Origin of the sequence: Celeribacter marinus, from assembly GCF_965656515.1 — a bacterium.
Taxonomy (GTDB): domain Bacteria; phylum Pseudomonadota; class Alphaproteobacteria; order Rhodobacterales; family Rhodobacteraceae; genus Celeribacter; species Celeribacter marinus_D.
Window position 1 is genome coordinate 1 of record NZ_CBFHKW010000035.1, and the last position, 26,492, is coordinate 26,492.

The window sequence follows — 26,492 nt, forward strand, 5'->3', positions numbered from 1 at the left end:
TCCAACTCTTCGGCATCATGCACTTCGACCAAGACATCCATGCCAAGGGCGAATGCGGCCTCTTCAAGCTCGCGGGCTTGCCCGTCCTCCACACTGGCCATGATAATCAAAATGGCATCAGCGCCCCATGCGCGGGCCTCGGTCACTTGGTAGGTGTCGTACATAAAGTCTTTGCGCAAGACTGGAATGCGGACCTCGCCGCGCGCTTGGATCAAATACTCCGGCGCCCCTTGAAAGGATGGGGTGTCTGTGAGCACGGACAAACAGGCCGCTCCGCCGTCCTCATAGGCCCGCGCAATGGCTGGCGGGTTGAAATCCGCACGAATTAGCCCCTTGGAGGGAGAGGCCTTTTTGACTTCGGCAATCAATCCATATCCCGATTTGGACGCCGTTTGTAAGGCGGCTGCAAATCCGCGTGGCGCATCTTGGGCGCTAGCCATGTCCTCAAGGTCGGCCAATGGCACCGTCTGTTTGGCTGCGGCCACTTCGTCGAGTTTATAGGCTTTGATTTTATCGAGAACTGTTGTCATGGCCGTGTATCCCTATGGTCTCGTGCGGCGCTGCGGGGCCGCGTGCCGGTATGTGGTCTTTGAGCGTAAAATACTCACTTTTGGCCGAGCCGCACGCGCAAATTGCGTAATCCGTGGAAATGCCACGTGTTGGCGTAGTCAGAAGGTGCTGCAAGTGCCAAGTCCGGGTAGCGTTCAAACAGTCGTGGCAAAGCCACGCGCATCTCCAATCGCGCAAGCGGCGCGCCGACACAAAAATGCAGTCCCACACCAAAGGCCATGTTTTGTTTGATCGCGCGGGCAGGCCTAAAGCGGTCGGCCTCATCCCACGCGGTCTCATCGCGATTGGCCGAGGCAAGAAGTAGCCCCACTTTATCGCCGCGCTTGAACTCATGGCCCATAAGCCGCATGTCCTCATAGACCCAGCGATCAAAGAAATGCAGCGGAGGATCATAGCGCAAAACTTCCTCAAGCGTGGCATCAATGGCCCCATCAGTCAGCGCGTCTGGGGGCGTTTCGGTCTCCAATAGGGTTTTGACGGCAATGCCAAGGCTATGCACTGTCGCCTCGTGGCCCGCATTCAAAAGTAAGATACAGGTCGTGATCAACTCATCGGTCGATAGCTTTTCCCCGTCTTCTTCGGCGGCAATAAGGTGCGTGATCAGATCGTCGCGCGGTGTGGTGCGGCGCGCCTCAACGTAACTGCGCATAAAGGTCGAAAATTCGCGCGCGGCCTGTTCGGCTGCGGTTTCAATGGCGGGGGTGCGCATGGGGGTATAGACCGCGACCATGGCATTCGACCACGCCAGCAATTGATCGCACATCTCTTCGGGCACGCCCAACAGACGTGAGATGACGCGCACCGGCAGCGGCTGACAAAAGCGTTGCAATAAATCGGTTTCGCCCTCGTGCGTGTCGATCTTATCCAACAGATCATCACAGATCGCGGTGATGTCGGGCATAAGGTCCTTGATCCGGCGCGAGGTAAACGCGCGCAACACCAACCCACGTAACCGCCGATGGCGTTCGCCTTCCAGTTCCAGCATGGAATGGGCATCAATCTCGTAAAAGTGCTGCAAGCCTTTCGGAATTGGGTGGGCGAATCCTTGTGGGGCTTCGCGGCCAAACCGGTTGTCGCGCAACACCATCGACACACCGTCATAGCCCGTCAGCACGGGGACGCCCAGTTCGGTCCAATAGGCAAGGGGGCCGCTGTCGCGCAGACGGGCGTAAAACCCGTACGGGTCTTGAACAAAGGCGGGGTCTTTTGGATCTTGATCAAAGTGGAGCATGTGCGGACGCTGCCGCTATCCGCTTTGCTTTGCAAGCCGTTCTTTCTAAAGTACGAGCCAAATGATGACCGCACATGACACGCATCAGCCGATAGCTGCCAAAGCGCCCGCGCCTCGCCGCGCGGGGCTTGCGGTTGTGTTCGCTCTGGCGGCGGCCGTGTTCGGGGCGGCGGTCTATGAATTTGCCTACCGTGCCGAACTCGATCAGGCGGCGGCGCGCGGGCGGTCTGATCTGGCATTGGCCTCGGACCGGTTGACGACCGGATTACAGCGTTACCGCGAACTCGCCGTGTTTCTGGCCGATCACCCGACGACCCTGACCACCATTCTGGAGGGGGGCAATGCGCGTTCACAGGTCGAGGCGGCAGATGCGCTATTGCTAAGTATGGCCGATAAAACCGGTGCGAAATCTATCTCGATTGTGTCCCGCAAAGGCTATGTGCTGGCCGACAGTGGGGATGCGATCCGGCTGTCGTCAGGGGCGAAAGTGGCGTTTAAACGTGCGCTGGACGGCGCGCTCGGGGTCGCGCATTACGTCGATGACGCGGGGCGGCGGCGGTTTGTGTTTGCAGCTCCTGTGTTTTATCCGGGCGGTGCGTCTCGGGGAGCGGTACTGGTGAGCGTCGATGTGGGCGCATTGGAATGGTCGTGGCCGACAGACCCCTCAGCCACATATTTTACCGATCGGGCGGGCGTGGTGTTTGTCGCCAACCGTGGCGAATTGGTTTTGCGGGGCGGGATCGGGGGCGATTTGCCGATCATTCGCGCGCGAACCAAAAGCGACCACGAGGTGTTCGATCTGGATGCCGGGCCTTATATTCCGGCGCGCGCGCTGCATTTGACGCAATCGCTTCCGGTGATCGAGTTGACGGGGGAGTTGCTGTTAGATCTCGCGCCGGTGCGTGCCCTCGCGAGACTACAGTCGGGATTTGCAACGGCGCTGTTTTTGACGTTTGGTGCATTCGCATGGGTTGCGATGGAGCGCAGGCGGACCTTGGCGGAGGCCAATTCGCGTCTTGAGGCGCGTGTCGCCAAACGCACACATGCCTTAGAGGCGGCCAACCGCGAGTTGAAACGCGAAATTACCGAACGCGAAGAGACAGAGGCGCGCCTCAAACGCGCCCAAGCCGATCTGGTACAGGCGGGCAAACTGTCGGCGCTGGGTGAAATGTCGGCGGGGATCAGTCATGAACTCAACCAACCGCTTATGGCCATTCGGTCTTTTGCCGAAAATGCGCAGGCGTTTTTGGAACGTGAGCGTGCGGAGGAGGCGGCGCAAAACCTTGGTCGGATTTCCGAACTGGCGCGCCGCATGGGACGGATCATCAAAAACCTGCGGGCCTTTGCGCGTCAGGAAAATGAGGCGATTACAGATGTCGATCTTTGCGCGGTGATTGATGCCACCCTTGAGATGACAGGGGCCAAAATTGCCGCCGCAGGTGTCACGGTCGAGTGGACTTGCGCGGCACCTGTTTGGGTGCGTGGCGGAGATGTGCGCCTGCAACAGGTGGTGATGAACCTTGTGTCCAATGCCGTCGATGCGATGGGTGATAGCCCCGAGAAAACGCTCATGATTGAGGTGACGGATGGGGATCCCGTTTCACTTGTCGTCACGGATACCGGTCCGGGCATTGCCGATCCCGACAAAATGTTTGATCCGTTTTACACCACCAAGGAGGTGGGAGCCGCACAGGGCATGGGGCTTGGCCTGTCGATTTCCTATGGATTGATCCAATCCTTTGGCGGCAAGATAAAAGGCGCAAATCGCCCTGCGCGCAGTGGCGGTGGCGCGCAGTTTACAATCGAATTGACCCGTGCGGGTCGCGAACATGAGGCGACATTGCAATGAGCGGATTAGGCAGGCGGGGCACAGCGGTTGAGCGGGTGTTGATGGTTGACGATGATCTGTCCGTGCGCGAGGCGTTGGGCCAGACGTTGGAGCTTGCCGATTTGGTGGCCACGCTTGCGGGCAGCTACATTGAGGCCAAAGATCATATCAGCCGCGACTTTGCCGGCATCGTCGTTACTGACATCCGTATGCCTGGTAAGGACGGCTTTCAACTTCTTGAATATGCGCATGAAATTGATCCTGAACTGCCTGTGATCTTGCTCACGGGGGAGGGCGATATTCCAATGGCTGTGAAAGGGATTTCGTCCGGCGCGTTCGATTTTCTGGAAAAACCCTGTGCTCCGTCCGAGTTTCTGGCGGTGGTAGAAAAGGCTATTCGCACACGGGCTTTGGTGCTTGAAAACCGCCGTCTTAAGCGACAGGTGGCACAAGGGGACGCGGCGGCGCGATTGCTGCGTGGCACCTCTCAAATCTCGCGAAAAATGCGCGAAGAGGCCCGCGCTGTGTCGCGCTCGGCGGCGGACGTGTTGGTGACGGGGGAGCCGGGCGTTGGCACGGCCAAGATGGCCGAAGTTGTGCATCTTTTGTCGGCAGGGAGCCAAGCACCGTTCTTGAAATTTTCCGCGGCTAGTGTGACGGCTGAAAGCCTCGCAGCTGCGTTCCTTGAGGCCAAAGACGGCTCGGTGTTTTTGGATGAGGTTGCGGGGCTGTCGAGTGTTGCGCAATTTGCGCTTTTGGATTTGTTGGAGCATCACGACCGTCCGCGCCTGATTGCAGGCACCTATGCGGATCTGCGCAAACTGGCGGGTGATGGCACGTTTTCGCCCGATTTGTTTTACCGCCTTGAGGCAGCTGTTATCCGCATTCCGCCACTGCGCGAGCGGCGCGAGGACATTCCGGTGCTGTTTCGCCATTATGTCGACATTGCGTGCGAGCAGGCCGGATTGCCTAGTCCGACCGTGACGCCCGATGTGATGGCGCGCCTTCTCGCACAAGACTGGCCTGGCAATGCGCGCAGTTTGATGAACGCGGCAATGCGGTTCGCGATGGGCCTGTCAGAGGGCGAGGCCCAAGAGGATGAATTGGGACTGGCCGAACAATTGGCGCAGGTGGAGCGCTCCTTGTTGATTGCAGCACTGCAACGCCACGATGGCAATGCGACAGAGGCCGCCAAAGGGTTAAAGCTGCCGCGCAAAACCTTTTACGACAAACTGGCGCGCCACGGTGTGCGCGCGGAGTTGTATCGCGGGTAAGTCCTGTGTGCCCATAAAACATTCGCTTGGGTGAATGTTTTGGTCTACCCTCTACCTGAGGCCGTGGCTTTATAAAGGGGCGATACCATGATCCGTTTTCTGACAACCATTTGCGCAACTCTCTTTTTGGGGAGTCCTGCGATGTCACAGGCGTTGATCGTGCATGATGTGGCTGAGGGTGTCTGGGCGATCGAAGGTCCCGCCGAGCAGCGTAATGCGCAAAACCTAGGCAATAACGCGACATTCGGATTGATTGAAACCGAGCAGGGCGCGGTGCTTGTGGATGCGGGCGGGTCGCGCAAAGGGGCCGAGGCGCTTCATGCGGTGATCGCTACGTTGACCGACCATCCGGTGACTCATGTGATCAATACGGGCGGACAGGACCATCGGTGGATCGCCAATGCCTATTGGCAAGATTTGGGCGCAACCGTCATTGCCTCGCAAGACGCAGTGCGTGATCAATCTGCGCGTCAGTCGATGCAGATGACGGTACTGTCAACCTTGCTCGGAGATGCGCTTGAGGGAACAAACGGCGCGACTGCAGATATCACGTTTGCAACAGATTACACGCTCAGCACGGGGGGGCGAGAGATTGAGCTTTACCATCCTGCGGGGGCGCATACGCCGGGCGATACAGTCGTTTGGTTGCCACAAGAGCGGGTCGTATTCACGGGTGATATCGTCTACGTGGGGCGCATTTTGGGCGTTATGGACGTGTCCAATAGCGCCACATGGCTCGACGCATTCGCGGCGATCGAGGCCCTTGATCCCCTAGTGCTTGTTCCGGGTCATGGACCGGCGACAACACTTGCCGTCGCGCAAGCTGATACGCGCGACTACCTCGCGAACCTGCGCGCCAAAATCGGCGCTCATATCGACGCGGGAGGCGACATCATCGGGTCGGTTATGGTTGATCAATCCGCATTTTCCTATCTCGATCAGTTCGACGCATTGGCCGGACGTAACGCGCAAGCCGTGTTCGAGGCGATGGAGTGGGAGTGAGGGGGGATACCTGTTGCGGTCCAAAGTTGAGTCGGACATGCGGCCTCTTGTGCGAAAATCCGCACAGTGGGCGCTAACGGGTGTGCGGTGATCCGCACATGATGCGGGCGCAGCATGGCAGCTATGCGTTTTGGACATCTATACTCCATTGAAAACGCGCATAAATTTTTCCCTGTTCACAATTATTTCACGAAGTCTTGTTCGCCTCTCGTCCCTCCTGTTTTTTAATCACGAGTGCGCCGTGGTCCGTGAGGGGCCTGCGCGCGCCACTATTCAATTCGGGATCATGTCAGGGAGGACACCCATGAAATTGCTCGCAACCGCCGCTACGGCTCTTGCCCTTACCGTCACTGCACAGGCCGGCTTTGCCGCATGTGATGACGGCGAAATGGTGATTAAGTTCAGCCACGTCACCAACACAGACAAACACCCAAAAGGCATCGCGGCGTCTTTGTTCATGGAGCGTGTAAACGCGGAAATGAACGGCACAGCTTGCGTCGAGGTCTACCCGAACTCCACGCTGTACAACGATGATCAGGTTCTCGAAGCCATGCTTCAGGGTGACGTTCAGATGGCCGCGCCATCGCTGTCCAAATTCGAAGCCTTCACTAAAGTCTACCGCATTTTCGATCTGCCGTTCATGTTCAAAAACATGGACGCAGTAGAAGAGTTCCAACAGTCCGAAGTTGGCCAAAACATGAAAGAAGCCATGACACGTCGTGGCCTTTTGGGTCTGGGGTTCTGGCACAATGGTCTCAAGCAGTTCTCCGCGAACAAGCCTTTGGTTCTGCCAACAGACGCCGCTGGCCTGAAATTCCGCGTTCAGCCATCTGACGTGCTCGTCGCACAGATGGAAGCGCTTGATGCATCGCCACAGCCAATGGCGTTCTCCGAAGTCTACGGCGCGCTTCAGACGGGTGTTGTCGACGGACAGGAAAACACATGGTCCAATGTCTACGGTCAGAAGTTCTTTGAAGTTCAAGACGGGACAACAGAAACCAACCACGGTGTGCTTGACTATATGGTCGTGACATCCGTTGACTGGTGGGACGGGCTCGATGCAGGCGTTCGTGATCAGCTGTCCACCATCATGGCTGAAGTGACGTCGAGCCGGAACGCGGCGATTGCCGAAGTTGACGCGCTAAACCGTCAGGCTGTTTTGGATGCCGGTGGCGTGATCCGCGAGTTGACCGATGAGCAGCGTCAAGCGTGGGTCGACGTGATGAAGCCGGTTTGGGCTCAGTTTGAAGGCGATGTAGGCGCCGACAACATCGCAGCAGCCCAAGAGATCAACGCCAAGCACTAAGCGCACGCGTTTGATGGACTACAACGGCCCCGCCCAATCCGGTGCGGGGCCGTTTGCCAACCACCGCATGGTCGGGCCGCACGCGGCACACATCGGGATGAGAGGGATGAGGGTCTTATGACACACCACCAAGACAATTTACCCAAGACACCGCTCGCGCGGTTTTTCGACGGGCTTGAAGAGAACGTAATTTCCTTCATTCTCGGCGCTATGACGTTGATCACCTTCGTTAATGTGGTCATGCGCTATGTGTACAATACCTCGCTGATCTGGGGGCTCGAAGTGGTATTGATCCTGTTTTCATGGCTCGTATTGCTCGGCATTTCCTACGGGTTTAAAAAGACCTCCCACCTCGGTGTGGATGCCGTTACAAACATGCTGCCCACGCGTGGCAAGCGGATTGCGGCTTTGCTGTCTGCGGCGGCTTGCATCATCTATGCCTCGCTTTTGCTCAAGGGGGCGTGGGACTACTGGGCGCCGTTTGCAGCCCTTCAGCCCACCGATGGACGTTGGTTTCCCATGGGCTTTACCGAGGGCGTGCGTGATCGCGCGTTCTACACCACCGACCAAGTGCCGATGCTCGGCATTTTCCGGTGGTTGGAGGATGCCATCAATTACGGCGAGGCCTATGACAAGTTGCCCCGCGTGGTCCCCTATTTCATTTTGCCGTTTGGCTGTGCGCTGATTTTGCTGCGCGTGGTTCAGGCAACGCTGCGCATCATCGCAGGCACCCAAGATAGCCTCATCGTGTCCCACGAGGCCGAAGAGGAAGTCGAGCGCGTTGCGCACGGCGCATACGAGGAATAATCCCAATGGAAGTCGTCATTCTCTTTTCATTCGTGATCGGTCTTTTGCTGATCGGTGTGCCGATTGCCGTTTCGCTCGGCCTGTCGTCCATGATCTTTTTGTTGGCCTTTTCAGATACGTCTTTGGCCTCGGTCGCACAGTCGCTCTATCAGGCCATGGCTGGCCACTACACGCTCTTGGCCATTCCGTTCTTTATCCTTGCGTCGTCGTTTATGTCGACGGGCGGCGTGGCCACGCGCATCGTGCGGTTCTCCATCGCCTGTGTCGGCCATTTCCATGGCGGTCTGGCGATTGCGGGCGTATTCGCCTGTATGATCTTTGCCGCACTTTCGGGCTCGTCGCCCGCAACGGTGGTCGCCATCGGCTCCATCGTGATCGCGGCTATGACCAAGGTCGGCTACACCAAAGACTTCGCCGCAGGGGTGATCTGTAACGCAGGCACGCTTGGCATTTTGATCCCGCCCTCCATCGTGATGGTGGTCTATGCCTCCGCCACGGATGTGTCTGTAGGCCGCATGTTCCTTGCGGGTGTCATCCCAGGCCTCTTGGCAGGGACGATGTTGATGATTGCGATCTACGTCATTGCACGCGTCAAGAACCTGCCAAAAGGCGACTGGGCAGGATGGGGCGAAATCTGGGACTCGTTCAAAGATGCCTTTTGGGGGCTGATGTTGATCGTCATCATTATGGTCGGCATTTACGGTATTCCTGGCATCACAGGGGCGATTTTCACACCAACCGAAGCGGCCGCCGTGGCCTCTGTCTATGCCTTCCTCGTGGCCTCGTTCGTCTACCGTGACATGGGGCCACTCGCGGCCTCCGCCGAGAACGGTGGCGTGACCAAATCCCTTGCGCGCCATCCACAGGCTCTGATCACCGCGCTGTTTCACAAAGATACGCGCCGGACCCTGTTTGACGCGGGCAAGCTGACCATCATGTTGATGTTCATCATCGCCAACGCTTTGATCCTAAAACACGTTTTGACAGACGAGCAAATCCCGCAGCAGATCGCCAACGCGATGCTTTCGGCGGGCTTTGGCAAGATCATGTTCCTCGTGATGGTCAACGTGATCCTGCTCATCGGCGGGCAATTCATGGAGCCATCTGGCCTCATTGTGATTGTCGCACCACTGGTGTTCCCGATTGCCATAGAGCTTGGCGTTGATCCGATCCACCTTGGCATTATCATGGTTGTGAACATGGAAATCGGGATGATTACACCGCCGGTGGGTCTCAACCTGTTCGTGACCTCGGGTGTGGCGGGCATGCCAATGATGGCTGTGGTGCGCGCAGCGCTACCGTTCCTCGCGATCCTGTTCGTGTTCCTGATCTTGATCACTTACGTGCCGATCATCTCGACCTTCCTGCCCACCACGCTGATGGGGCCGGAGATCATAACGAACTGACGCAGGTCAGAGCGGTTGCACGACAAATCCAAACGGCGCGCCCAACGATATAGGCGCGCCGTTTTTGTGCGGGGATGGCGTGCGAATGACCGCAGCGCGGGATGAAGCGCCATTTCGCTGCGGTTGCGCCAATGGCCGCTGTTTTAAGATAACAGGCTAAAATCATTTGCAAATTTGATGGCCCAACAAACGGTCGAAATCGGTGAACACCCGAAGCAATATGGCGTGTTTCGACGGCCAGCGGTTTTCACCGACCAGATCGCATTTATTCCGGCAGACATTTGACGAAATGAGACTACATTCTGTGTAGGTTCATATTTGGAGGTAGAATAATGTCACGACTGACCGCGAGAGACTTCGATCCGAAATTGCTGCAACTCTACGATTTTTATGCGCACGGCATGATCACCAAGCGCGACTTTTTAAAGCGCGCTGCAAAGTTCACCCTCGCAGGTATGACTGCAACAACGGTTCTTGGACTAATGTCACCAAACTATGCACTTGCGGAACAAGTGTCGTTCAATGATCCCGACATTGTCCCTGAATATATAAACTACCCTTCGCCAAACGGGCATGGTGAGGTTCGAGGGTATATGGTGCGGCCAGCTGGCGTAGAAGGTAAATTGCCTGCGGTGGTGGTCGTTCATGAAAATCGCGGATTAAATCCCTATATTGAAGATGTGGCGCGAAGATTGGCGAAGGCCGGGTTCATGGCGCTGGCGCCGGACGGCCTTTCGTCTGTCGGTGGTTATCCCGGCAACGATGCCGAGGGCCGCGAACTTCAAAGCACTGTTGATGCAACAAAGCTGATGAACGACTTTTTTGCCGCCGTTGAATATATGATGGGTCACGAAGGTTCGACAGGTAATGTCGGGATCACCGGATTTTGCTATGGTGGCGGCGTGGCAAACGCGGCTGCGGTGGCCTATCCCGAATTGAAAGCAGCAGTTCCATATTACGGACGTCAAGCCGCGGCCGAGGACGTGCCGCAAATTCAGGCCCCATTGCTTCTTCACTACGGTGCCCTTGATGATCGCATCAATGAGGGCTGGCCTGCATATGAGGAGGCGCTGAAAGCCAACGGCAAATCCTATGAAGCGTTCTTTTACGAGAATGCAAATCATGGTTTCCATAACGACAGTACGCCGCGTTTTGATGAAGAAATGGCTAACTTGTCGTGGGAACGTACCTTGGCTCATTTCAGAGCACATCTCGCTTGATATCCGTGCCCTTGATATTGGCTCTCCGCTGATATCAAGGGCATGAATCAAAGGAAATGGTAGATTAAAACTGGCCCAAAAACTTGTTTTTGGTTGCCTTTTGTTGCCGAACATTCATGCATACTGCAACGTTGGTCACCATGGGCTCGAACCCGACATTCGTCGACACCCACTCGTCACACCGTAGACGTCAACCGCGCCAAGCCTTCGAGCTTCGCCAATGCCGCGCCACTGTCCAAACTCTTGGCGGCCATTTCAACACCGTCTTTGAGGCTTTCTACGCGGTCGGCAATCAAAAGTGCTGCGGCGGCATTCAAAAGCACGGCGTCGCGGTACGCCCCGTGGTCTTCACCCGCCAAAACCCCGCGCATGCGTTTGCCGTTCGATTCGGGGCTGCCACCTTCGATCTCGCTGAACGCATAACACGGTAGACCCGCTTGTTCGGGGTGGACCTCTTCGTCGTGGATCAGGCCATTGTGTAAGGCAACGACTTTTGTGGGACCAGTGATCGTGATTTCGTCTGTGCCGTCCGAGCCGTGGACCAGCCATGCGCGCTCAGACCCAAGGTCCGCAAGCGTTTCGCACATCGGGCGCAACAGATCGGGTGAAAACGCACCGGTCAGTTGACGTTTGACGCCTGCGGGATTGGTGAGCGGGCCTAGGATGTTGAACACGGTGCGGGTGCCCAGATCAATGCGCACGGGCATCACGTGTTTCATCGCGGGGTGGTGCATCGGTGCCATCATAAAGGCGATGCCAATCTCGTTTAGTGCCTGCTCGACCACGTCCGCGCCGACCATGACGTTGATGCCGTTGACGCCCAGACTGTCGGCAGCCCCTGAGTTGCTTGAGAGTTTGCGGTTTCCGTGCTTGGCCACGGGCACGCCCGCACCCGCTACGCAAAACGCGGTGGCGGTGGAAATCTGGAGTGTCGCCTTGCCCGTGCCGCCCGTGCCCACGATGTCCATCGCGCCTTTTGGCGCTTTGACGGGGATACAATTGGCCCGCATTGAGGCGGCGGCCCCCGCGATTTCAGCGACCTGTTCGCCGCGCGTGCGCAGGGCCATCAAGAGCCCCGCAATCTGCGGCGAAGAGGCCTCGCCTTTGAACAATATCTCGAATGCTGCCTCGGCCTCCACGCGGGTCAGGGCGCGATCAGCAGCTAAGCTTATGAATGGTTTGAGCTTTTTAAACGAGATATCGGACATTGGATTTAGGCCCTTTCGAGAACAGGGAGGCGGTCGAGGAAGGTTTTGAGCATAGCGTGACCGTGTTGTGAGCGGATGCTCTCGGGGTGAAACTGTACCCCCTCGATGGGCAGCGTTTTGTGTTTAAGACCCATGATCGTGCCGTCCTCCAACTGCGCGGTGACCTCAAGGCAGTCGGGCAGGGTGTCGCGCTCAACAACCAAAGAATGATAGCGCGTGCCCAAGAGTGGAGAGGGCAGACCTGCAAAGACGCCTTTGCCCTCATGCAATATCTCACCCATTTTGCCATGCACAATCTCATGACAGCGCACAACGTTGCCGCCAAACGCGTCTCCAATGGATTGGTGGCCCAGACACACGCCGAACAAGGGCGTTCCGGTTTCCGCGGCCACATGCACCAGTGGGACGCAAATGCCCGCCTCATGGGGTGTTTTGGGACCAGGTGAGAGCAAGATACCCGACGGTTTGAGCGCCATTGCCTCTTGCACATCAAGCGCATCATTGCGCACAACCCGCGCCTCACACCCCAATTCACCGATATAGTGGACGAGATTGTAAGTAAAACTGTCGTAATTATCGATGAGTAGCAGCATTTTACGCTCTTTTGATCAGGGTGCGCGGCCTTTTGGTCGCGCTTTGGGATTGGGTGCGTCAAAGGGGGATGATCCCGCCGACAAGGCGCGTTATACATGTTCACGAAGGCTGATGCAGGGTCAAGGGTAACACCGTAAACTTCCTACAAAAAGGCACATCGCGCCAATGCGCGCATGAGGACGTCACGCGCGGTTTTGCGCAATGGATCAAGGAGCACGCGAGATATGGGTCGCGGTATTCTGACAGGTTTGATTTGGGGCCTCGTCGTTGGGGGCGGAATTTTGACAGTGGCCAATGAGGTCGTTGGACCTGTTGAGGTCTCTATGCCGTTGCCGGTTACAACGGATGAGGCCGCACCGGGTGCCGGTGATGCGGTCCCCGTCGAGATGGACGCGCCGCAAGTGACGCATGATCGGCCAGCCGCCGAGCCGGATCGCTCTGGCGCGCAGCCCGATGAACCTGCGGCTGACATGGCCCAAGCGCGCAACGCGGGCGCCGATCAATTGGACGCCACAACGTCAGCGCCACAGCCCGATATCGCTGCACAAGATACGCTTGGTGCGCGTGATGCGCCCGAATCCGATGAGTTGATCGATCCACAAGTTGGCCCAGATACCCGCGTTTTGCCTACCCCACAGGCGCCAGAGCCGCAGGCCCAAGGCACATCTCCGTCGGTGCCGATGACACCAGATGCAACTGAGGCCGCGCCAAATTTGATCGCCGTGCCCGAGGGAGCTGATATCGCTCCCGCACAGCCACAAACGCCAAGCGACGACCGTGACGCCGAACCCGGTGCTATGTTGGGTCAAAGTGCGATCGAACCGTTGGGGGATAAAGTCGGCTCGTTCACTGAGCGTGATGACACCCGAAAGTCGACCCGCTTGCCGACCGTCACAGCCGCAACAGACGCGGCAGACACGCCCGTTGTTATGGCCGAGGATTTGCCAGCCTTGATCGCCAACTCCGCGATGTTCGCCGGTGATGTGGCCGGCCCGATGATGTCGGTGATCTTGGTTGACGTGGCCCAGCTCGGCCCACAGGATGCTGCCATCGCCAACTTGCCGTTCCCGATCACCTTTGGCGTCGATGTCTTGGCCCCTGCGGCGGGCGCGCGTGCTGCGGCCTACCGCGATCAGGGTCTCGAAGTGTTGGCCATGGTCGGTCTGCCACAAGGGGCGACCCCGCAAGATGCGGCCACAACACTGGCGCAAGCCGAGGATATCATGCCCGTGTCAATCGGGTTCCTCGATGTGCCGTCTGCCAGTTATCAGTCCACCCGTCAGGTCGCCGCTCAGGTGGTCGCAGCTGCGGCTGCAAACGGGCGCGGATTGGTCTCGTTTCCACGCGGCCTCAATGCGTTGAAACAAGAGGCTCAACGCGAAGATCAACCCGCCGTTTTGGTGTTTCGCGATATTGACGGGCGCGACCAAGATGTGGCTGCGATCAAACGGTTTCTGGATCAGGCGGCCTTTCGTGCAGGGATCGACAACGGGATCGTGCTGTTGGGACGCTCAACCCCCCAAACCATTCAGGCCTTGGCCGAATGGGCCTTGGGCAATCGGGCGGCGACCGTCAGCCTTGTACCTTTGAGCTATCAACTCACGGCATCACCTGCGGGCGAATAGTGCGCGCAACTGAGTGCACAACATTGTTGCGCGGTGCTTGACATACTGCAGGGCAATCGCGTCAAATCATCCGACGTTGGACTGTTTCCGATTGGAGGCAGCGGGGAGGGTGTATGACACAGATTACCGAACATGCGCAGGCGGCGCCATTGCCACAGGTTGCGCGTCTTGAGTTTCGCGATCTTCGCGAGTGCGTGGCGGCAGGGTGGCATGATTTTCGCCGTGCGCCCCAGTTCGGGCTGTTTTTCTCAGCCGTCTATGCTCTGATCGGCTTGGGGTTTGTCGTGTTCAACGCGGGAACTGTGTTGTGGACGTTTGCGATGTCCTTGGGATTTCCACTGTTCGCGCCGTTTGCCGCTGTGGGTCTGTACGAGGTGTCGCGCCGGTTGGAGCGGGGTGGGGCGATGGATTGGTACAAGGTGCTCGGCATCGTGAAGGCCGAAAAGGACCGCCAAATCCCGTGGATGGGTGCAATCATTGTCATCTACGTGCTGTTTTGGTCGTTCCTCGCCCATATGATTTTTGCGCTCTTTATGGGCATTTCCAATCTCACCAATATCTCGTCGTCTTATGAGGCATTTTTGACGCCGACGGGCCTGTCGATGATCGCGGTGGAATTGGGGGTTGGGGCGGTTCTGGCCTTTGTGCTGTTCTCGCTCACGGTGACAAGCCTGCCGCATCTGCTCGACAAGGAGGTCGATTTTGTCACGGCAATGATTTTGTCATTCAAAGTGGTGACATCGAATTTCGTGGTCATGATGGCATGGGCCATTTTGGTGGCAAGTCTCACGTTGATCGCAATGGCACCGCTGTTTTTGGGATTGCTGATCGTCCTGCCGGTTCTTGGGCATGCGACATGGCATCTGTATCGGCGTGCGTTGATCTAGGTCGCGCGGCGCTGTTTGGTGAGCATGATCGACAGGCCTGCAATGACGATGACGACACCGCCAAGGATCTCCCATGTGTCGGGGGTCTCGCCAAACACCAGTACGCCCATGGCCATACCAAACAACAATCGCGAATAGCGAAACGGCGTGACGACAGACAATTCGCCCATGCGCATCGCAAATGTCAGGCACGAATAGGCGGCAACGCCGACAATAATCGCCGCACTGAGCGCCGCAAGATCAAGCCCTGTTGGCATCACCGCAGGGCCGTTCCAGATCAAGAGACCAATCCCAGATAGGACCAAGGCAGCAAAGCCGTAAAGCCCGAGTTGCGCATAGGACAAGACAGGCGGGGCGGCGCGTGTGGCCAGATCGCGGCCCGCGAATCCCAACATGCCCAGAACCGCGAGAATAGACAGCGGTGAGAACGCGCCAGATGTGGGGCGCAGGACCATAAGAACCCCCGCAAAGCCAAGTAGGATCAAGGCCCAGCGTGCCGCCCCCACAGGTGCCCGCCAGATTATCGCACCCGCCGCCGTCACCACGATCGGCGTGGCTTGCAAAATTGCAGATGTCGACGACAGCGTGGTGTAAACGAGCGAGAGTGTAAAAAACACGCGCCCCAGAATTTCAAACAGGGTTCGGATGAGCATCACACGTGACCAGAGTGCCGGATGAAGCACGCGCTCGCCGCGCTGTTTGATCAAGCCTGCAAAGACAGCCATGCCACCCAAGCCGAAGATCATCAAAACTTCGCCCACGGGCAAATGGGTTGCAACGCGTTTGAGCAGCGTATCCTCAACGGCAAACAATGCCATTGCAGCCACCATGAGGGCGGCACCGCGCAGGTTGGCGGCTTTGAGGGCATCGGCGGAGTGGGCGAGGGGCATGGCGTATCTTTCTGTGTCAGAGGGCCAGTTAGCCCATGCGCTGTGGTCCTGACAAACGCATTCGCAACATGACGCCGATCAGGGGGTGTGATGGATTGGGGGAGGTGGCCCGACTTGGTGCAGGACTTGGTGCGCGACTTGGCGCGCGGCACAGGTGCTGCGCGCCCATTGAAAAAGGCGACCCCGAAAGGCCGCCTTTGAATTCAGAATGCTGATGCGCAGACGGCTTATGAGCCGTTATCAGCCTTGCGTGCGGCTGTTGCCGCTGATGTGGCCGCAGATGTCGCAGGCGCGGCGGGGGCCGCAGGTGCTGCTGGCATCGGTGCCTTTGAGCCATTGTTGAGCGGATCGTCGGCGCGCTGAACGGAGCCTTCGAAATGTGCGCCGCTTTCAATCGCGATGGTCTTGTGGATGATATCACCCTCGACCTTTGCGGTGGACGTCAGGCGGACTTTCAAGCCACGCACACGACCAATGACACGGCCGTTGACGACAACATCGTCGGCAATCACTTCGCCACGGATGGTTGCGGTTTCTCCGACCGTCAAAAGATGCGCGCGGATGTCGCCCTCAACGGTGCCTTCGATTTGAATATCTCCGGTCGTCTTGAGGTTGCCGGTGATCGTCAGATCGGTGGACAGCACGGAAACCGCCGCTTTCGGCTTTGCGGCTTGCGCGGCATAGTCCGGCACTGCTGATTTTGCAGTTGGTGCGGCTGCGCGTGTCGCAGTTGCGTCTGTGTTGGTCTCACCTTCGCCCTGTTTAGGGCCGGGTTCATTGATCCTGCTTTTAGAAAACATCGTTGGCAGCCTTAATGTAAGTCATCGGATTAACGGCCGTTCCGCCAACGCGCACTTCGTAGTGAAGATGCGTGCCTGTAGAACGTCCAGAGTTTCCCATAGCACCGATTTGCTGTCCGCGCGATACCCTTTGGCCAACTTTCACGAGAAGTTTTGATTGGTGGGCATAACGGGTCTCGATTCCAAACTCGTGTTGGATCTTCACAATGCGGCCATATCCCGACTGCCAGCCAGCGTATGTGACCACGCCGTCCGCGGTGGAATAGATAGGTGTGCCATAGGGGGCAGCAAAGTCCGTGCCGTTGTGCATGCGACCCCAACGTGGGCCAAATCCCGAGGTATAGCGAAAGCTGTCTTTGATCGGCAGGGCAAAGGGCGCCTTTTGCGCCGCGATGCGGTAGAGGTTCAAACGGTCCATCTTGTCGAGGATGCCGTTGGCGCGTTGGCTGTCGTGATCCAGATGACCCGAGGTGGAAAATGTGATCGGCATAAGTGGGCCACCTTGGCCTGAATAGGCGCTACGCACGCTTTTAATGAGGCTATCAGTGGACAATCCGGCGTTGCGGAACATCTTGTCGAGAGGGGCCACGGAAAGCGTCATTGCATCTTCGAGCTGAGAAAAGATCCGTTCGTTCTTTTCTTCGATCATTTTCAATTCGACCTGAAGTGTTTTAGCTTGGGTGACAGCCTGATGGGCGTCAACAACCATGGCGTCACGCTCTGCGGCGGTAGAGGCCAAAGCGGAGGCGAGCACATCAACGGTCGCTTCCATGTCTTGGGCGGTGACGCCCGTGGTCCCTGTGTCTGTGCCGTTGATTTGTGCGCTAAGGCTGTCTTGTGCTTCAATCGCGTGATCGCGCACTTTCAAGGCATCGCGTAAATTCGCCTGCGTGACATCAATGCCCGTTTCCAATTCGCGCACGCGTTCCTCGGAGGACAACAGTTGAGATTGCATGACCGAGATTTGGGCGAGGGCGGTGTTGAAGCGGGCCTGTGCTGCGGCGGCCTCAGTGGCGCGGGTGTCGCGCTCGTCCGCCAGCTGGCTCAGGCGGCTTTCAAACAAAACCAGATCGCGGTTGGCTTGGTCGCGTAAATTACCCGATCCAATTGCATCCATGAGAACAATCGATGTGGCGACGGTCATCCATAGGAGTGTGACGGAAGTTCCAAATCCGATAGCGAGCTGGGTGAGCGGCGTGAGGCGGACGTAACGAGTATCATTGTCAGAGCGCAAAAAGACCCGCTTTTCGGGAATGCGGCGCTCTAGCTTATGATTGAGGTATTTGATCATGTCAGTCCAACCGTTCGTAAGTCCATTCTGTCCAGTTTCGCGCGCCTGTCGGGTGCGGTCCAAACCGGTTAACAAAGTCATTACAAAACGATTCGGGTAGGGGCAACGCTTTAGAGAGGTTTTGTGAGCAAATGGGTAGAAGTCCCTGTGTTTGGGCGGTTTTTTGCCTAACTCAAACCTGCCAGTTGTGCCTTCAACTGCGGTTTGTCGCAGATGTGGTGTTTGACAGCGCGCCTGTGGCGCACCCTGTCGCGTTAGGCCGTGGCAAGTGGCCAATAGAAATCGGGTGGAATGCCTGCCTCGGCGCGTTTCTCGGCATTAAAAGGCGGGCGCAGTGTGGAATGAAAATACTGACGCACAAGACGGTGAAACGCCTCTTTGGGATCAAGGTTTTCGCGCCCGCACAAGAAATGGAACCATTTCGAGCCGTACGCCACATGCGCGACTTCCTCGCTGTAGATCACGTCCATCGCTGCTACGGTCTCGTGGTCTTTTGCCTGTTTGAACAGTTTGATCATGCCCGGAGTGACATCTAGCCCGCGCGCCTCAAGGACCATTGGCACCACGGCCAACCGTCCCATAATGTCCTCGGCCGTATCCTGCGCCGCGCGCCACATCCCCGCATGCGCAGGCAACGCGCCGTAATACGATCCAAGCGCCTCAAGGCGATCACACATCAGATTGAAATGCTTGGCTTCTTCGTCTGCGGATTTGACCCAATCGTCATAAAAGCCCAACGGAAACGGCACATGGGTAAAGCGGGCGATGATGTCCCAATGCAGATCGACCGCGTTGAGTTCGATATGGGCTATGGCGTGCAAAATCGCGTTGCGCCCCTCAGGTGATCCCGGCTTGCGTTGCGGCACATCGCGTGGATCAAGCAATTCAGGACGATCAGGGCGCGCAGGTTGCATCGGTGGCGTGGCTGTCCCGATCTCAAGGGGCGTGCCCGCCTCCCGCGCCGCACGCCACGTAGCGGCGTGTTTGTGGGCGAGGGCGGTCTTTTCGCGACCGTCCGCTGTACGCAACACTTCGTCGGCCATTTGAGCGAGTGTCTGTGTCGGCTGCGCAGTCATGCGCGCGCCGCCTCCAGAACCTGAGCGGCGTGACCCGCAACTTTCACCTTTGGCCAGACCTGTGCGACCGTGCCTGCCGCGTCGATCAGATAGGTTGCGCGCACAATTCCCCAAAAGGTTTTGCCGTACATCTGTTTTTGCGCCCATACGCCGTAGTCCTCACAGACTGTGCCGTCAGCATCGGATAGCAAAGGAATGCCAAGGCTGTGCTTGGCGCAAAAGCTATCGTGCTTTTTCACGCTGTCTTTTGAAATGCCAAAGACCTGAGTGCCGGCGGCGGCAAAGTCGTCCTTGAGGGCGGTGAAATCAAGCGCCTCTGTGGTGCAGCCGGGTGTGTTGTCTTTGGGGTAGAAATACAAAACAACCTTTTGGCCGCGCTGATCAGAGAGGCGCACAGTGTCGCCGCCGTCACGCGGTAGGATGAAATCGGGGGCGGATTGTCCAATGTCCAACATCTGGTTTTCTTTCTTTGGTTGATCGGTTTGGCTTGCGTGCTGTTGAGGTTTAGTTTTATGCGCAGATCAGGCAAGATGAAAGCCGATGCAGTTTTGTATTTCGGCATCACGCATCCAATACTGTGATGGCTATGTAAGGTGAGTGAGCGATTTAATTCAACGACATGAGTGAGACATCCGACGATAAATCCCCGCACAATGCGGATGAGGTCCCGTTCACGACCCCCATTGCGCGGGCGAGTACGGACGAGGCACGGTTGCGGCCTAAGGGCGTAAAGCGAAAACACGTCCTACGGTTCGTCATCTGGATGTGTAGCGGCGTGGTCATTGTGGCGGTCGCATTGGGTCTTGTGGTGCTGTCACTCACCGAGCGCGAGGTGGTCTTGCCCGCCGCACTAACGGACCGCATCGAGGCGCGTGTGAACCGCGATCTGGGCGGCGCTGCCGTGACGATCGGGCAATTGGTTGTCCGTGTTGATGAGGCCTTTATTCCACGGATCACGGCGCGCCATGTTGGGATCGTTGACCCGTCAGGAGCGGAATTGGCGCGGCTGAACAGTCTGCGTGCTGTGTTGACCAAAGAGGGGGTTATGGCGGGAGATTTTACCCCCAACACCCTGCGATTGTCAGGCGCCCAGATCACGGTGCGGCGCGCAACCGATGGCACCTTTGCGCTGGCCTTCGGCGGTGCGGGTGCCGCCGTGGGATCGGCCGCAGATGTGTTGGAGGCCATTGATGCGGCGTTTGCGGCCGCCCCGTTGTCCGAGATTTCGACCGTAGAGGCGCGCGATATCACGGTGACGTTGGAGGATGCGCGCACGGGCCGTATCTGGCAGGCGACCGATGCCATTTTGACGCTGCAAAATGGCGACAAGGCGATTGATGTCGCCCTTGATTTCGACCTGTTCAACGGGACGGAAAACCTTGCCACTGCACGGTTTCAATTTCAGTCACGCAAAGGGTCGTTGGCCTCGACCATCTTGGTGCAAATCACTGATGCGCCAACGGCGGATGTCGCATTACAAACGCCCGCATTGTCGTTTCTGTCTTTGGTAGATGCGCCAGTATCGGCGTCGATGCGGGCCAAAATTGATGGCGATGGCCTATTGGCCTCCTATTCGGGCACAATGGAAATCGGGGCGGGCGCGTTTCAAGGTGGAGCGGGTGCCACGCCTTTGACGTTCGACGGGGCAAAGGGGTATTTTGATTACAACCCAGCGACCGAGCGCGTCCAGTTTTCGGAGCTGTCAGTTGCAACGCAGGCCGTTGACTTCAAAGGGCGCGGAACGATGTTGTTGCGTGATTTTGAAGGAAATTGGCCATCGCGCTTCATCGGGCAGCTTCAGGTTGACGAGCTGGTCGTGTCCCCTGAGGGGCTGTTTGCACAGCCGCTGCGCATTGACGAAGGCTCGGTCGATCTTTCGTTTTCCTCTGATCCGTTCGAGGCGCATATCGGTCAAATTTCGCTCCGCCAAGGTGACGTCTGGGTGCATGGATCAGGTTCGGCGCGCGCATTGTCCGATGGGTGGCACGCGGGTGTGGATGCTCGTGTCGATGCTTTGTCGATTGATGATCTGATGACGCTTTGGCCACAAGGTGCGTTGGCCAAGTCGCGCGACTGGATGGCGAACAATATCAATCAGGCACAGTTTGAGGGGCTTGATCTGGCACTGCGGTTTTCGCCCGATGCGCCAAAACCCGATATCTATCTGGATTGGCAGTTTCGGGATGCAGATATCAACTTTATCAATGGCTTGCCGCCTGTGTCTGGGGGCGCAGGATTTGGAACCATTTCGAACGGGGCGATGACAGTCTCTGTGGAGAACGGCGTTATCACAGCACCGCAAGGCGGCGATATCGTGGTGGCGGGGAGCGTCCTCAACATTCCCGATATCTCCCTCGTGCCTGCGACCATGACGGTTGATCTGCAAACGGATGCGCCGATTGAGGCGTCCTTGTCGTTGATGGCGCAAAAGCCGTTTTCCATCTTGCGCAGCGCGAGTTTTGGCCCCGATGTGGCACAAGGGCGCGCGCGCATGGCTGGGTACATTACATTTCCCCTCAAGAAAAAAGTTCTGATGGACGATGTCGATTTTGCCCTCACGGGGACGATGGATGATGTTGTGTCCACAACGTTGATGGCGGGTCAGACCCTGCGCGCGCAGACATTGCAGATTGCAGTGGATGCCACGGGGCTGACGATTAAGGGACCAACCTTGATCGATAGCGCGCGGTTTGACGGGCAGTGGCGCAAGGAATTCGGGGCCGCACATGTGGGTCAGTCCAATATTGCGGGCCGCGCCACGCTTGATCAGGGCTTTTTGGAGACGTTCAAGATTTCTCTACCCGCAGGCGCCGTGTCTGGGGCCGCACAGGCCGATATGACCGTGGCCTTGACCAAGGGCGCACCACCCGCGTTTGTGTTGACGTCTGATCTCAAAGGTGTCGCACTCACTATTGATGCGCTCGGATGGCGCAAGCCTGCGGATCAATCGGGCCAGTTGCGTGTTGAGGGCACGGCGGGTGATATTGCGGAGGTGACTGCGCTTTCGGTCGAGGCGGCGGGGCTCACGGGGACGGGTGGATCGGTGCGATTGAACCGTGAGGGCGGGTTGGACCGTGTGCGCTTTGAGCGCGTTCAAATAGATGACTGGCTGGATGTCGGGGCCACCTTGGTCGGGCGCGGCACAGGCGCGCCTGTGGGGGTCGAGATTTCTGGCGGAACCCTCGACTTGCGGCGTGCCAGTTTTGGTGGGCGCGGTGCGGCGGGCGGATCTCGCGGGGACGGCGGGCCGATTGTGGCGTTGTTCGACGAATTGCGCGTCACCGATAGCTATCGGTTGACGGGGGTCTCAGCCAAATTGAGCCAATCGGGCGGGTTGCGTGGCACTTTTTCGGGCCAACTCAATGGCGCGGCGGCGGTATCTGGCGCGCTTGCCCCCGCGCGCTATGGCTCAATCGTGACACTCACCTCCAAGGATGCGGGCCGCGTGGTTGAGGCGGCGGGGCTATTGGATAAAGGGGTCGGGGGGGATCTAACTCTCGTCCTTGACCCTCTGGCGGAGGCGGGAAGCTACGCAGGGCGCTTAGCGATTACCAATATTCGCGCCCAATCCGCGCCCGAGCTGGCCGAACTGCTCTCGCTTATTTCGGTGGTGGGTCTGCTCGATCAACTCGCGGGCGGGCAGGGGATTTTGTTCTCCGACACGGTTGCAAACTTTACCATCAAGCCAGGTCGCGTGTTGATCCATAGCGCCTCTGCCGAGGGGCCATCTCTTGGCATTTCGCTTGACGGGACGTATGACACCGCCGCGGGGCTGATGGACTTGCAAGGCGTGGTGTCGCCCGTCTACTTTTTGAATGGTGTGGGACAGATCGTGGCCAAGAAAGGCGAGGGTCTGTTCGGGTTCAACTTCACGCTTACGGGGGCTGCTAAATCGCCAAAAATAGGCGTGAACCCGCTTTCGATTCTCACACCGGGCGCATTGCGTAGTATTTTTCGCAAACGCGGTGCCCCGACTACAAACGACTAGGACGCATTGCCGCCGCGCGTGGGGCAAAGACCTAGACAATTCGACGTATAATAAAGGCTAAGCTATGAAACTCTCCGACTTTGATTTCGATCTGCCTGAGGCCTTGATCGCCACGCGCCCCGCAAAGCCGCGCTCATCAGCGCGCTTGTTGGTGGCCACACCTGACACCCTGACAGACGGCGTTGTCACGGATTTGGTGGATTGGTTTAATGCGGGCGACCGTCTTGTTCTCAATGACACAAAGGTATTGCCCGCGCGTCTGACGGGCAAGCGCGGACGCGACACCGCGCAGGGCTATCAAGAGGCGAAAATCGAAGTCACGTTGTTGGAGCCGCAAGCCGAGGGCGGTGTGTGGCGCGCGCTGATCAAGCCGCTCAAAAAGGTCAAAGAGGGCGAAGTGATCCGTTTTTCCGATGACCTGTCCGCCACGTTGACCGCAAAAGAGGACGGTGCAGCTTATGTGGCGTTTAATCTGACGGGCGCGGATTTTGATAAGGCGTTGAATGCTGCCGGCTCGATGCCGTTGCCCCCCTATATCGAAGCAAAGCGCAAAGCGGATGCGCAAGATAACGAAGACTACCAAACGGTTTGGGCGCGCAACCTCGGTGCGGTGGCGGCCCCCACGGCGTCTCTTCATTTTGACGCGGCGTTGTTGGCGGCGTTGGCGGATAAGGGCGTTGAGATCACCCATGTCACGCTCCATGTCGGGGCGGGCACGTTCCTACCCGTCAAAGTCGACAATGTGGACGATCACAAGATGCACGCCGAATGGGGCGAAGTCACACCCGAGGCCGCAGCCGAGATTGCCGCAACCAAGGCCGCAGGGGGGCGCGTGATCCCCGTCGGCACCACCGCGCTGCGCCTGATCGAGAGCGCTGCGCGCGAGACGGGGGCGATTGCGCCGTTCTTGGGCGAGACCGATATTTTTATCACGCCGGGGTTTGAGTTTGCTGTGACCGATGCGTTGATGACCAATTTCCATTTGCCCAAATCGACGCTGCTTATGCTTGTCTCCGCGTTGATGGGCGCGTCACGGATGCGGGCGGTTTACGATCACGCAGTGGCGCAGAACTATCGCTTTTTCTCTTATGGAGATGCGTCATTGTTGCTGCCGCACCGTGCGTAGTTTGCCGTCGGTAGATGTGCGGATGGATGCATCTTATGTGTGCAATGGCTTTCCCCAGTGGCGCGAATCTGTCAGGGCTGATGTATGAAACAAGTCCTCTCGTCCTCTTCCGCGCTTCTCATCGGGGTTATGCTCTTGATGGTTGGCAATGGCCTGCAAGGGTCGCTCTTGGGGGTGCGTGCTGGCCTTGAGGGGTTTTCGACGCTGAGCATCTCGATCATCATGTCCGGCTATTTTGCGGGGTTCTTGGGCGGGTCGCGTGTGGCCCCTGGTATGATCCGCCGTGTCGGCCATGTGCGGGTCTTTGCGGCCCTTGCCTCGTTCATCTCTGCGGCGTTGATTATGTTCCCCGTCATCACCGACCCTGTGGCATGGACGCTTTTGCGCGTGGTATTGGGGTTTTGCTTTTCGGGCGTTTATGTGACCGCAGAGAGCTGGCTCAACAACGCGTCAACCAACGAAGTGCGCGGTAAGGCGCTTTCGGCTTATATGGTTGTCCAGATGGTCGGCATCGTCATCGCACAGGTGATTTTGTCACAAGGTGACCCGTCCGGATGGGTGTTGTTTATCATACCCTCTGTCTTGGTCTCGATCTCCTTCGCGCCGATTTTGCTCTCGGTTACGCCAACGCCGCCCTTTGAGACGTCCAAACCAATGACGCTCAGGCGGTTATACGAAGTGTCGCCACTGGGATGTGTTGGCATGTTCTTTATGGGGGGGGTGTTCGCCGCCCAAATGGGGATGGCTGCCGTGTATGCAACCCAAGCGGGCTTTTCGCTTGGTGAAATCTCCACCTTTATCGCAGTGATTTACATCGGGGCGGTTGTATTGCAACTGCCGATCGGCTGGATTTCGGACCGTATGGACCGCCGTGTGGTGATCCTTGTGGTCGCGTCGATCGGGGGTGTCGCGGCCTTGGTCGGGGCGGCGTTTGGCGGGTCATTGACTGTGGCACTTGGGGCTGCGTTTATGACCGGTGGAATGGCAAATCCGCTCTATTCACTGCTCATCGCGCACACCAACGATTACCTCGATCCTGATGACATGGCGGCGTCATCGGGTGGATTGATCTTTATCAACGGTGTGGGGGCCGTGGGCGGTCCGGTCATTGCGGGCTATTTGATGGGCATGATGGGGCCAAACGGGTATTGGGCAATGCAAGCCTTTTTGATGCTGACGGTTGCGGGCTACGCAGGCTACCGCACCACGCGCCGCGCCGCCATTCCGATCGAAGAGACCTCGCACTACGTCACTGTTTTGCCCTCTGCGTCGCCCGTGGCGTCCGAAGTGGCCCAAGAAGTGGCGATTGAACTGGCCGAGGCTGAAGATGCAGCGCAGGCGGATGTCGGGAGCATCACGCCCGCCGCGTGACGTGGGCCGTCTGGTATGCGACTTACAGAATGTTTCAATTGCGCAACATTGTTGCTGTTGACGTTGGGTCGGGATTAATTTCCTTGCGCCATTCGCGTGACTTTGTAACAGTTTGGTAAATTAGGAGCCACAGATGGAGCGAGGATATGGCCCCCATGCACGCACGACACACAGACCCGACTCCAACGGAAAAAGACCCCGATGCGGTGCTTGCCTTTTGGCTGGACGAGTTAGAGCCTAAAGATTGGTACAATAGCTCCGATGCCCTTGATGCCCGTATTCGCGAGGGCTTTGGGCATACGTGGAACCGCGCGCAAGAGGGCGCTTATTCCATGTGGTTGACCTATCCCACGGGTGTGTTGGCCTATCTCATTGTGACGGATCAGATGCCGCGCAACATGTTTCGCGGTTCTGGCAAATCATTTGCCTCTGACCGCACGGCCCTCGCCGCCGCTAAGGCTGCGATTGAAAAAGGGTGGGACATGCGTGTGGACGAGCCGGCGCGACAGTTCTTTTATCTGCCCCTGATGCACTCGGAACGCCAGACGGATCAGGACCGATGCGTGCGCCTGATGTGTGAGCGCCTGACGGGGGACGGCAATAATTTGCTCCATGCCCGCGTACACCGTGAAATTATCCGTATGTTCGGCCGCTTTCCGTACCGCAACGAGGCGCTGGGGCGGACCACGTCACAGGCCGAAGCGCAGTTTATGGCGGACGGCGGTTATGCGACCTTGCTCAAAGAGATGGAAAAAGTGGCTGCGTAAATGGATCGCGCGGCTGGAGAGTGTCACTCTTGCGTTTTGTGATGCAGCTATGCGCAAGGTGGGTAACGGGGTTTCTGTTCTGCGCGTGTCAGCATCGTTGCTCCGAATTTCAAAATAGTTTAGCATCAAACTAATTTGAAATCTGGGAGGACCTCATGGCAGACCAAACCTTCGACATCGTTGTAATCGGTGCCGGCCCCGGCGGCTACGTGGCCGCTATTCGTG

Annotated in this window: 22 protein-coding genes; 13 read left to right on the top strand and 9 right to left on the bottom strand. The window is 57.7% G+C overall.

Annotation, left to right across the window (positions count from 1 at the left end; all coding sequences use genetic code 11):
* The coding region (locus ACTG34_RS09015; protein ID WP_439104601.1) for an indole-3-glycerol phosphate synthase TrpC at window positions 1-530 on the bottom strand (530 nt) is incomplete at its 3' end.
* A gap of 74 nt (window positions 531-604) precedes the next feature.
* The gene (locus ACTG34_RS09020; protein ID WP_439104602.1) at window positions 605-1,801 is read right to left on the bottom strand and encodes a cytochrome P450; all 1,197 of its coding nucleotides are present in this window, start codon (window positions 1,799-1,801) and stop codon (window positions 605-607) included.
* 64 nt (window positions 1,802-1,865) lie between these two features.
* On the opposite strand from ACTG34_RS09020, the gene ACTG34_RS09025 reads away from it, so the two are divergent.
* The 7 genes from ACTG34_RS09025 to yghX all read left to right on the top strand — a co-directional run bounded on the left by ACTG34_RS09025 (window position 1,866) and on the right by yghX (window position 10,644).
* Window positions 1,866-3,650 (top strand): sensor histidine kinase, encoded by a 1,785-nt coding sequence (locus tag ACTG34_RS09025; protein WP_439104603.1) that lies wholly within the window; start codon window positions 1,866-1,868, stop codon window positions 3,648-3,650.
* Window positions 3,647-4,903, top strand: coding sequence for a sigma-54-dependent transcriptional regulator (locus ACTG34_RS09030; RefSeq protein ID WP_439104604.1), 1,257 nt, complete (start codon window positions 3,647-3,649; stop codon window positions 4,901-4,903). Before ACTG34_RS09025 ends, ACTG34_RS09030 begins: the two co-directional genes overlap by 4 nt.
* A gap of 87 nt (window positions 4,904-4,990) precedes the next feature.
* Window positions 4,991-5,905, top strand: a complete 915-nt coding sequence (locus ACTG34_RS09035; RefSeq protein ID WP_439104605.1) for an MBL fold metallo-hydrolase — start codon at window positions 4,991-4,993, stop codon at window positions 5,903-5,905.
* Between the two features lie 304 nt (window positions 5,906-6,209).
* Complete coding sequence (locus ACTG34_RS09040) at window positions 6,210-7,211, top strand: DctP family TRAP transporter solute-binding subunit (protein ID WP_439104606.1); 1,002 nt, start codon at window positions 6,210-6,212, stop codon at window positions 7,209-7,211.
* A 117-nt stretch (window positions 7,212-7,328) separates the two neighbouring features.
* Window positions 7,329-8,018 carry a TRAP transporter small permease gene (locus tag ACTG34_RS09045; RefSeq protein WP_439104607.1) on the top strand — a complete coding sequence of 230 codons (690 nt, stop codon included), beginning with the start codon at window positions 7,329-7,331 and terminating at the stop codon, window positions 8,016-8,018.
* 5 nt (window positions 8,019-8,023) lie between these two features.
* The gene (locus tag ACTG34_RS09050; protein ID WP_439104608.1) at window positions 8,024-9,424 is read left to right on the top strand and encodes a TRAP transporter large permease; all 1,401 of its coding nucleotides are present in this window, start codon (window positions 8,024-8,026) and stop codon (window positions 9,422-9,424) included.
* 332 nt (window positions 9,425-9,756) lie between these two features.
* Window positions 9,757-10,644 (top strand): YghX family hydrolase, encoded by an 888-nt coding sequence (gene yghX / locus ACTG34_RS09055; protein WP_439104609.1) that lies wholly within the window; start codon window positions 9,757-9,759, stop codon window positions 10,642-10,644.
* A gap of 176 nt (window positions 10,645-10,820) precedes the next feature.
* Here the strand turns inward: yghX and trpD are convergent, their stop codons facing one another.
* Both trpD and ACTG34_RS09065 read right to left on the bottom strand, forming a co-directional pair.
* Window positions 10,821-11,852, bottom strand: a complete 1,032-nt coding sequence (trpD, locus tag ACTG34_RS09060) for an anthranilate phosphoribosyltransferase (protein WP_439104610.1) — start codon at window positions 11,850-11,852, stop codon at window positions 10,821-10,823.
* Between the two features lie 5 nt (window positions 11,853-11,857).
* A complete protein-coding gene (locus ACTG34_RS09065; RefSeq protein ID WP_439104611.1) occupies window positions 11,858-12,445 on the bottom strand; it encodes an anthranilate synthase component II in 588 nt (195 codons plus the stop codon).
* 225 nt (window positions 12,446-12,670) lie between these two features.
* Here ACTG34_RS09065 and ACTG34_RS09070 point away from each other — a divergent pair, with 225 nt between their 5' ends.
* Window positions 12,671-14,071, top strand: coding sequence for a divergent polysaccharide deacetylase family protein (locus ACTG34_RS09070; protein ID WP_439104612.1), 1,401 nt, complete (start codon window positions 12,671-12,673; stop codon window positions 14,069-14,071).
* A 113-nt stretch (window positions 14,072-14,184) separates the two neighbouring features.
* Window positions 14,185-14,958, top strand: coding sequence for a DUF2189 domain-containing protein (locus tag ACTG34_RS09075; protein ID WP_439104613.1), 774 nt, complete (start codon window positions 14,185-14,187; stop codon window positions 14,956-14,958).
* On the opposite strand, the gene ACTG34_RS09080 is transcribed toward ACTG34_RS09075, so the two are convergent.
* The 5 genes from ACTG34_RS09080 to bcp form a co-directional block, all read right to left on the bottom strand.
* Window positions 14,955-15,848, bottom strand: coding sequence for a DMT family transporter (locus ACTG34_RS09080; protein WP_439104614.1), 894 nt, complete (start codon window positions 15,846-15,848; stop codon window positions 14,955-14,957). The genes ACTG34_RS09075 and ACTG34_RS09080 overlap by 4 nt on opposite strands.
* Before the next feature lie 227 nt (window positions 15,849-16,075).
* Window positions 16,076-16,648 carry a bactofilin family protein gene (locus tag ACTG34_RS09085; protein WP_062215768.1) on the bottom strand — a complete coding sequence of 191 codons (573 nt, stop codon included), beginning with the start codon at window positions 16,646-16,648 and terminating at the stop codon, window positions 16,076-16,078.
* On the bottom strand, window positions 16,638-17,939 hold the full coding sequence (locus ACTG34_RS09090; protein WP_439104621.1) for a DUF5930 domain-containing protein: 1,302 nt from the start codon (window positions 17,937-17,939) through the stop codon (window positions 16,638-16,640). The genes ACTG34_RS09085 and ACTG34_RS09090 overlap by 11 nt, the downstream gene beginning before the upstream one ends.
* Before the next feature lie 254 nt (window positions 17,940-18,193).
* Window positions 18,194-19,015 carry a ferritin-like domain-containing protein gene (locus ACTG34_RS09095; protein ID WP_439104615.1) on the bottom strand — a complete coding sequence of 274 codons (822 nt, stop codon included), beginning with the start codon at window positions 19,013-19,015 and terminating at the stop codon, window positions 18,194-18,196.
* A complete protein-coding gene (gene bcp, locus ACTG34_RS09100; protein WP_439104616.1) occupies window positions 19,012-19,470 on the bottom strand; it encodes a thioredoxin-dependent thiol peroxidase in 459 nt (152 codons plus the stop codon). The genes ACTG34_RS09095 and bcp overlap by 4 nt, the downstream gene beginning before the upstream one ends.
* A gap of 164 nt (window positions 19,471-19,634) precedes the next feature.
* Here bcp and ACTG34_RS09105 point away from each other — a divergent pair, with 164 nt between their 5' ends.
* The 4 genes from ACTG34_RS09105 to ACTG34_RS09120 all read left to right on the top strand — a co-directional run bounded on the left by ACTG34_RS09105 (window position 19,635) and on the right by ACTG34_RS09120 (window position 26,267).
* Window positions 19,635-23,003 carry a YhdP family protein gene (locus tag ACTG34_RS09105; protein ID WP_439104617.1) on the top strand — a complete coding sequence of 1,123 codons (3,369 nt, stop codon included), beginning with the start codon at window positions 19,635-19,637 and terminating at the stop codon, window positions 23,001-23,003.
* 64 nt (window positions 23,004-23,067) lie between these two features.
* Window positions 23,068-24,129 carry a tRNA preQ1(34) S-adenosylmethionine ribosyltransferase-isomerase QueA gene (gene queA, locus ACTG34_RS09110; protein ID WP_439104618.1) on the top strand — a complete coding sequence of 354 codons (1,062 nt, stop codon included), beginning with the start codon at window positions 23,068-23,070 and terminating at the stop codon, window positions 24,127-24,129.
* 84 nt (window positions 24,130-24,213) lie between these two features.
* A complete protein-coding gene (locus ACTG34_RS09115) occupies window positions 24,214-25,500 on the top strand; it encodes an MFS transporter (protein WP_439104619.1) in 1,287 nt (428 codons plus the stop codon).
* A gap of 146 nt (window positions 25,501-25,646) precedes the next feature.
* Window positions 25,647-26,267 (top strand): DUF924 family protein, encoded by a 621-nt coding sequence (locus ACTG34_RS09120; RefSeq protein ID WP_439104620.1) that lies wholly within the window; start codon window positions 25,647-25,649, stop codon window positions 26,265-26,267.
* The last annotated feature ends 225 nt before the right edge of the window (window positions 26,268-26,492 follow it).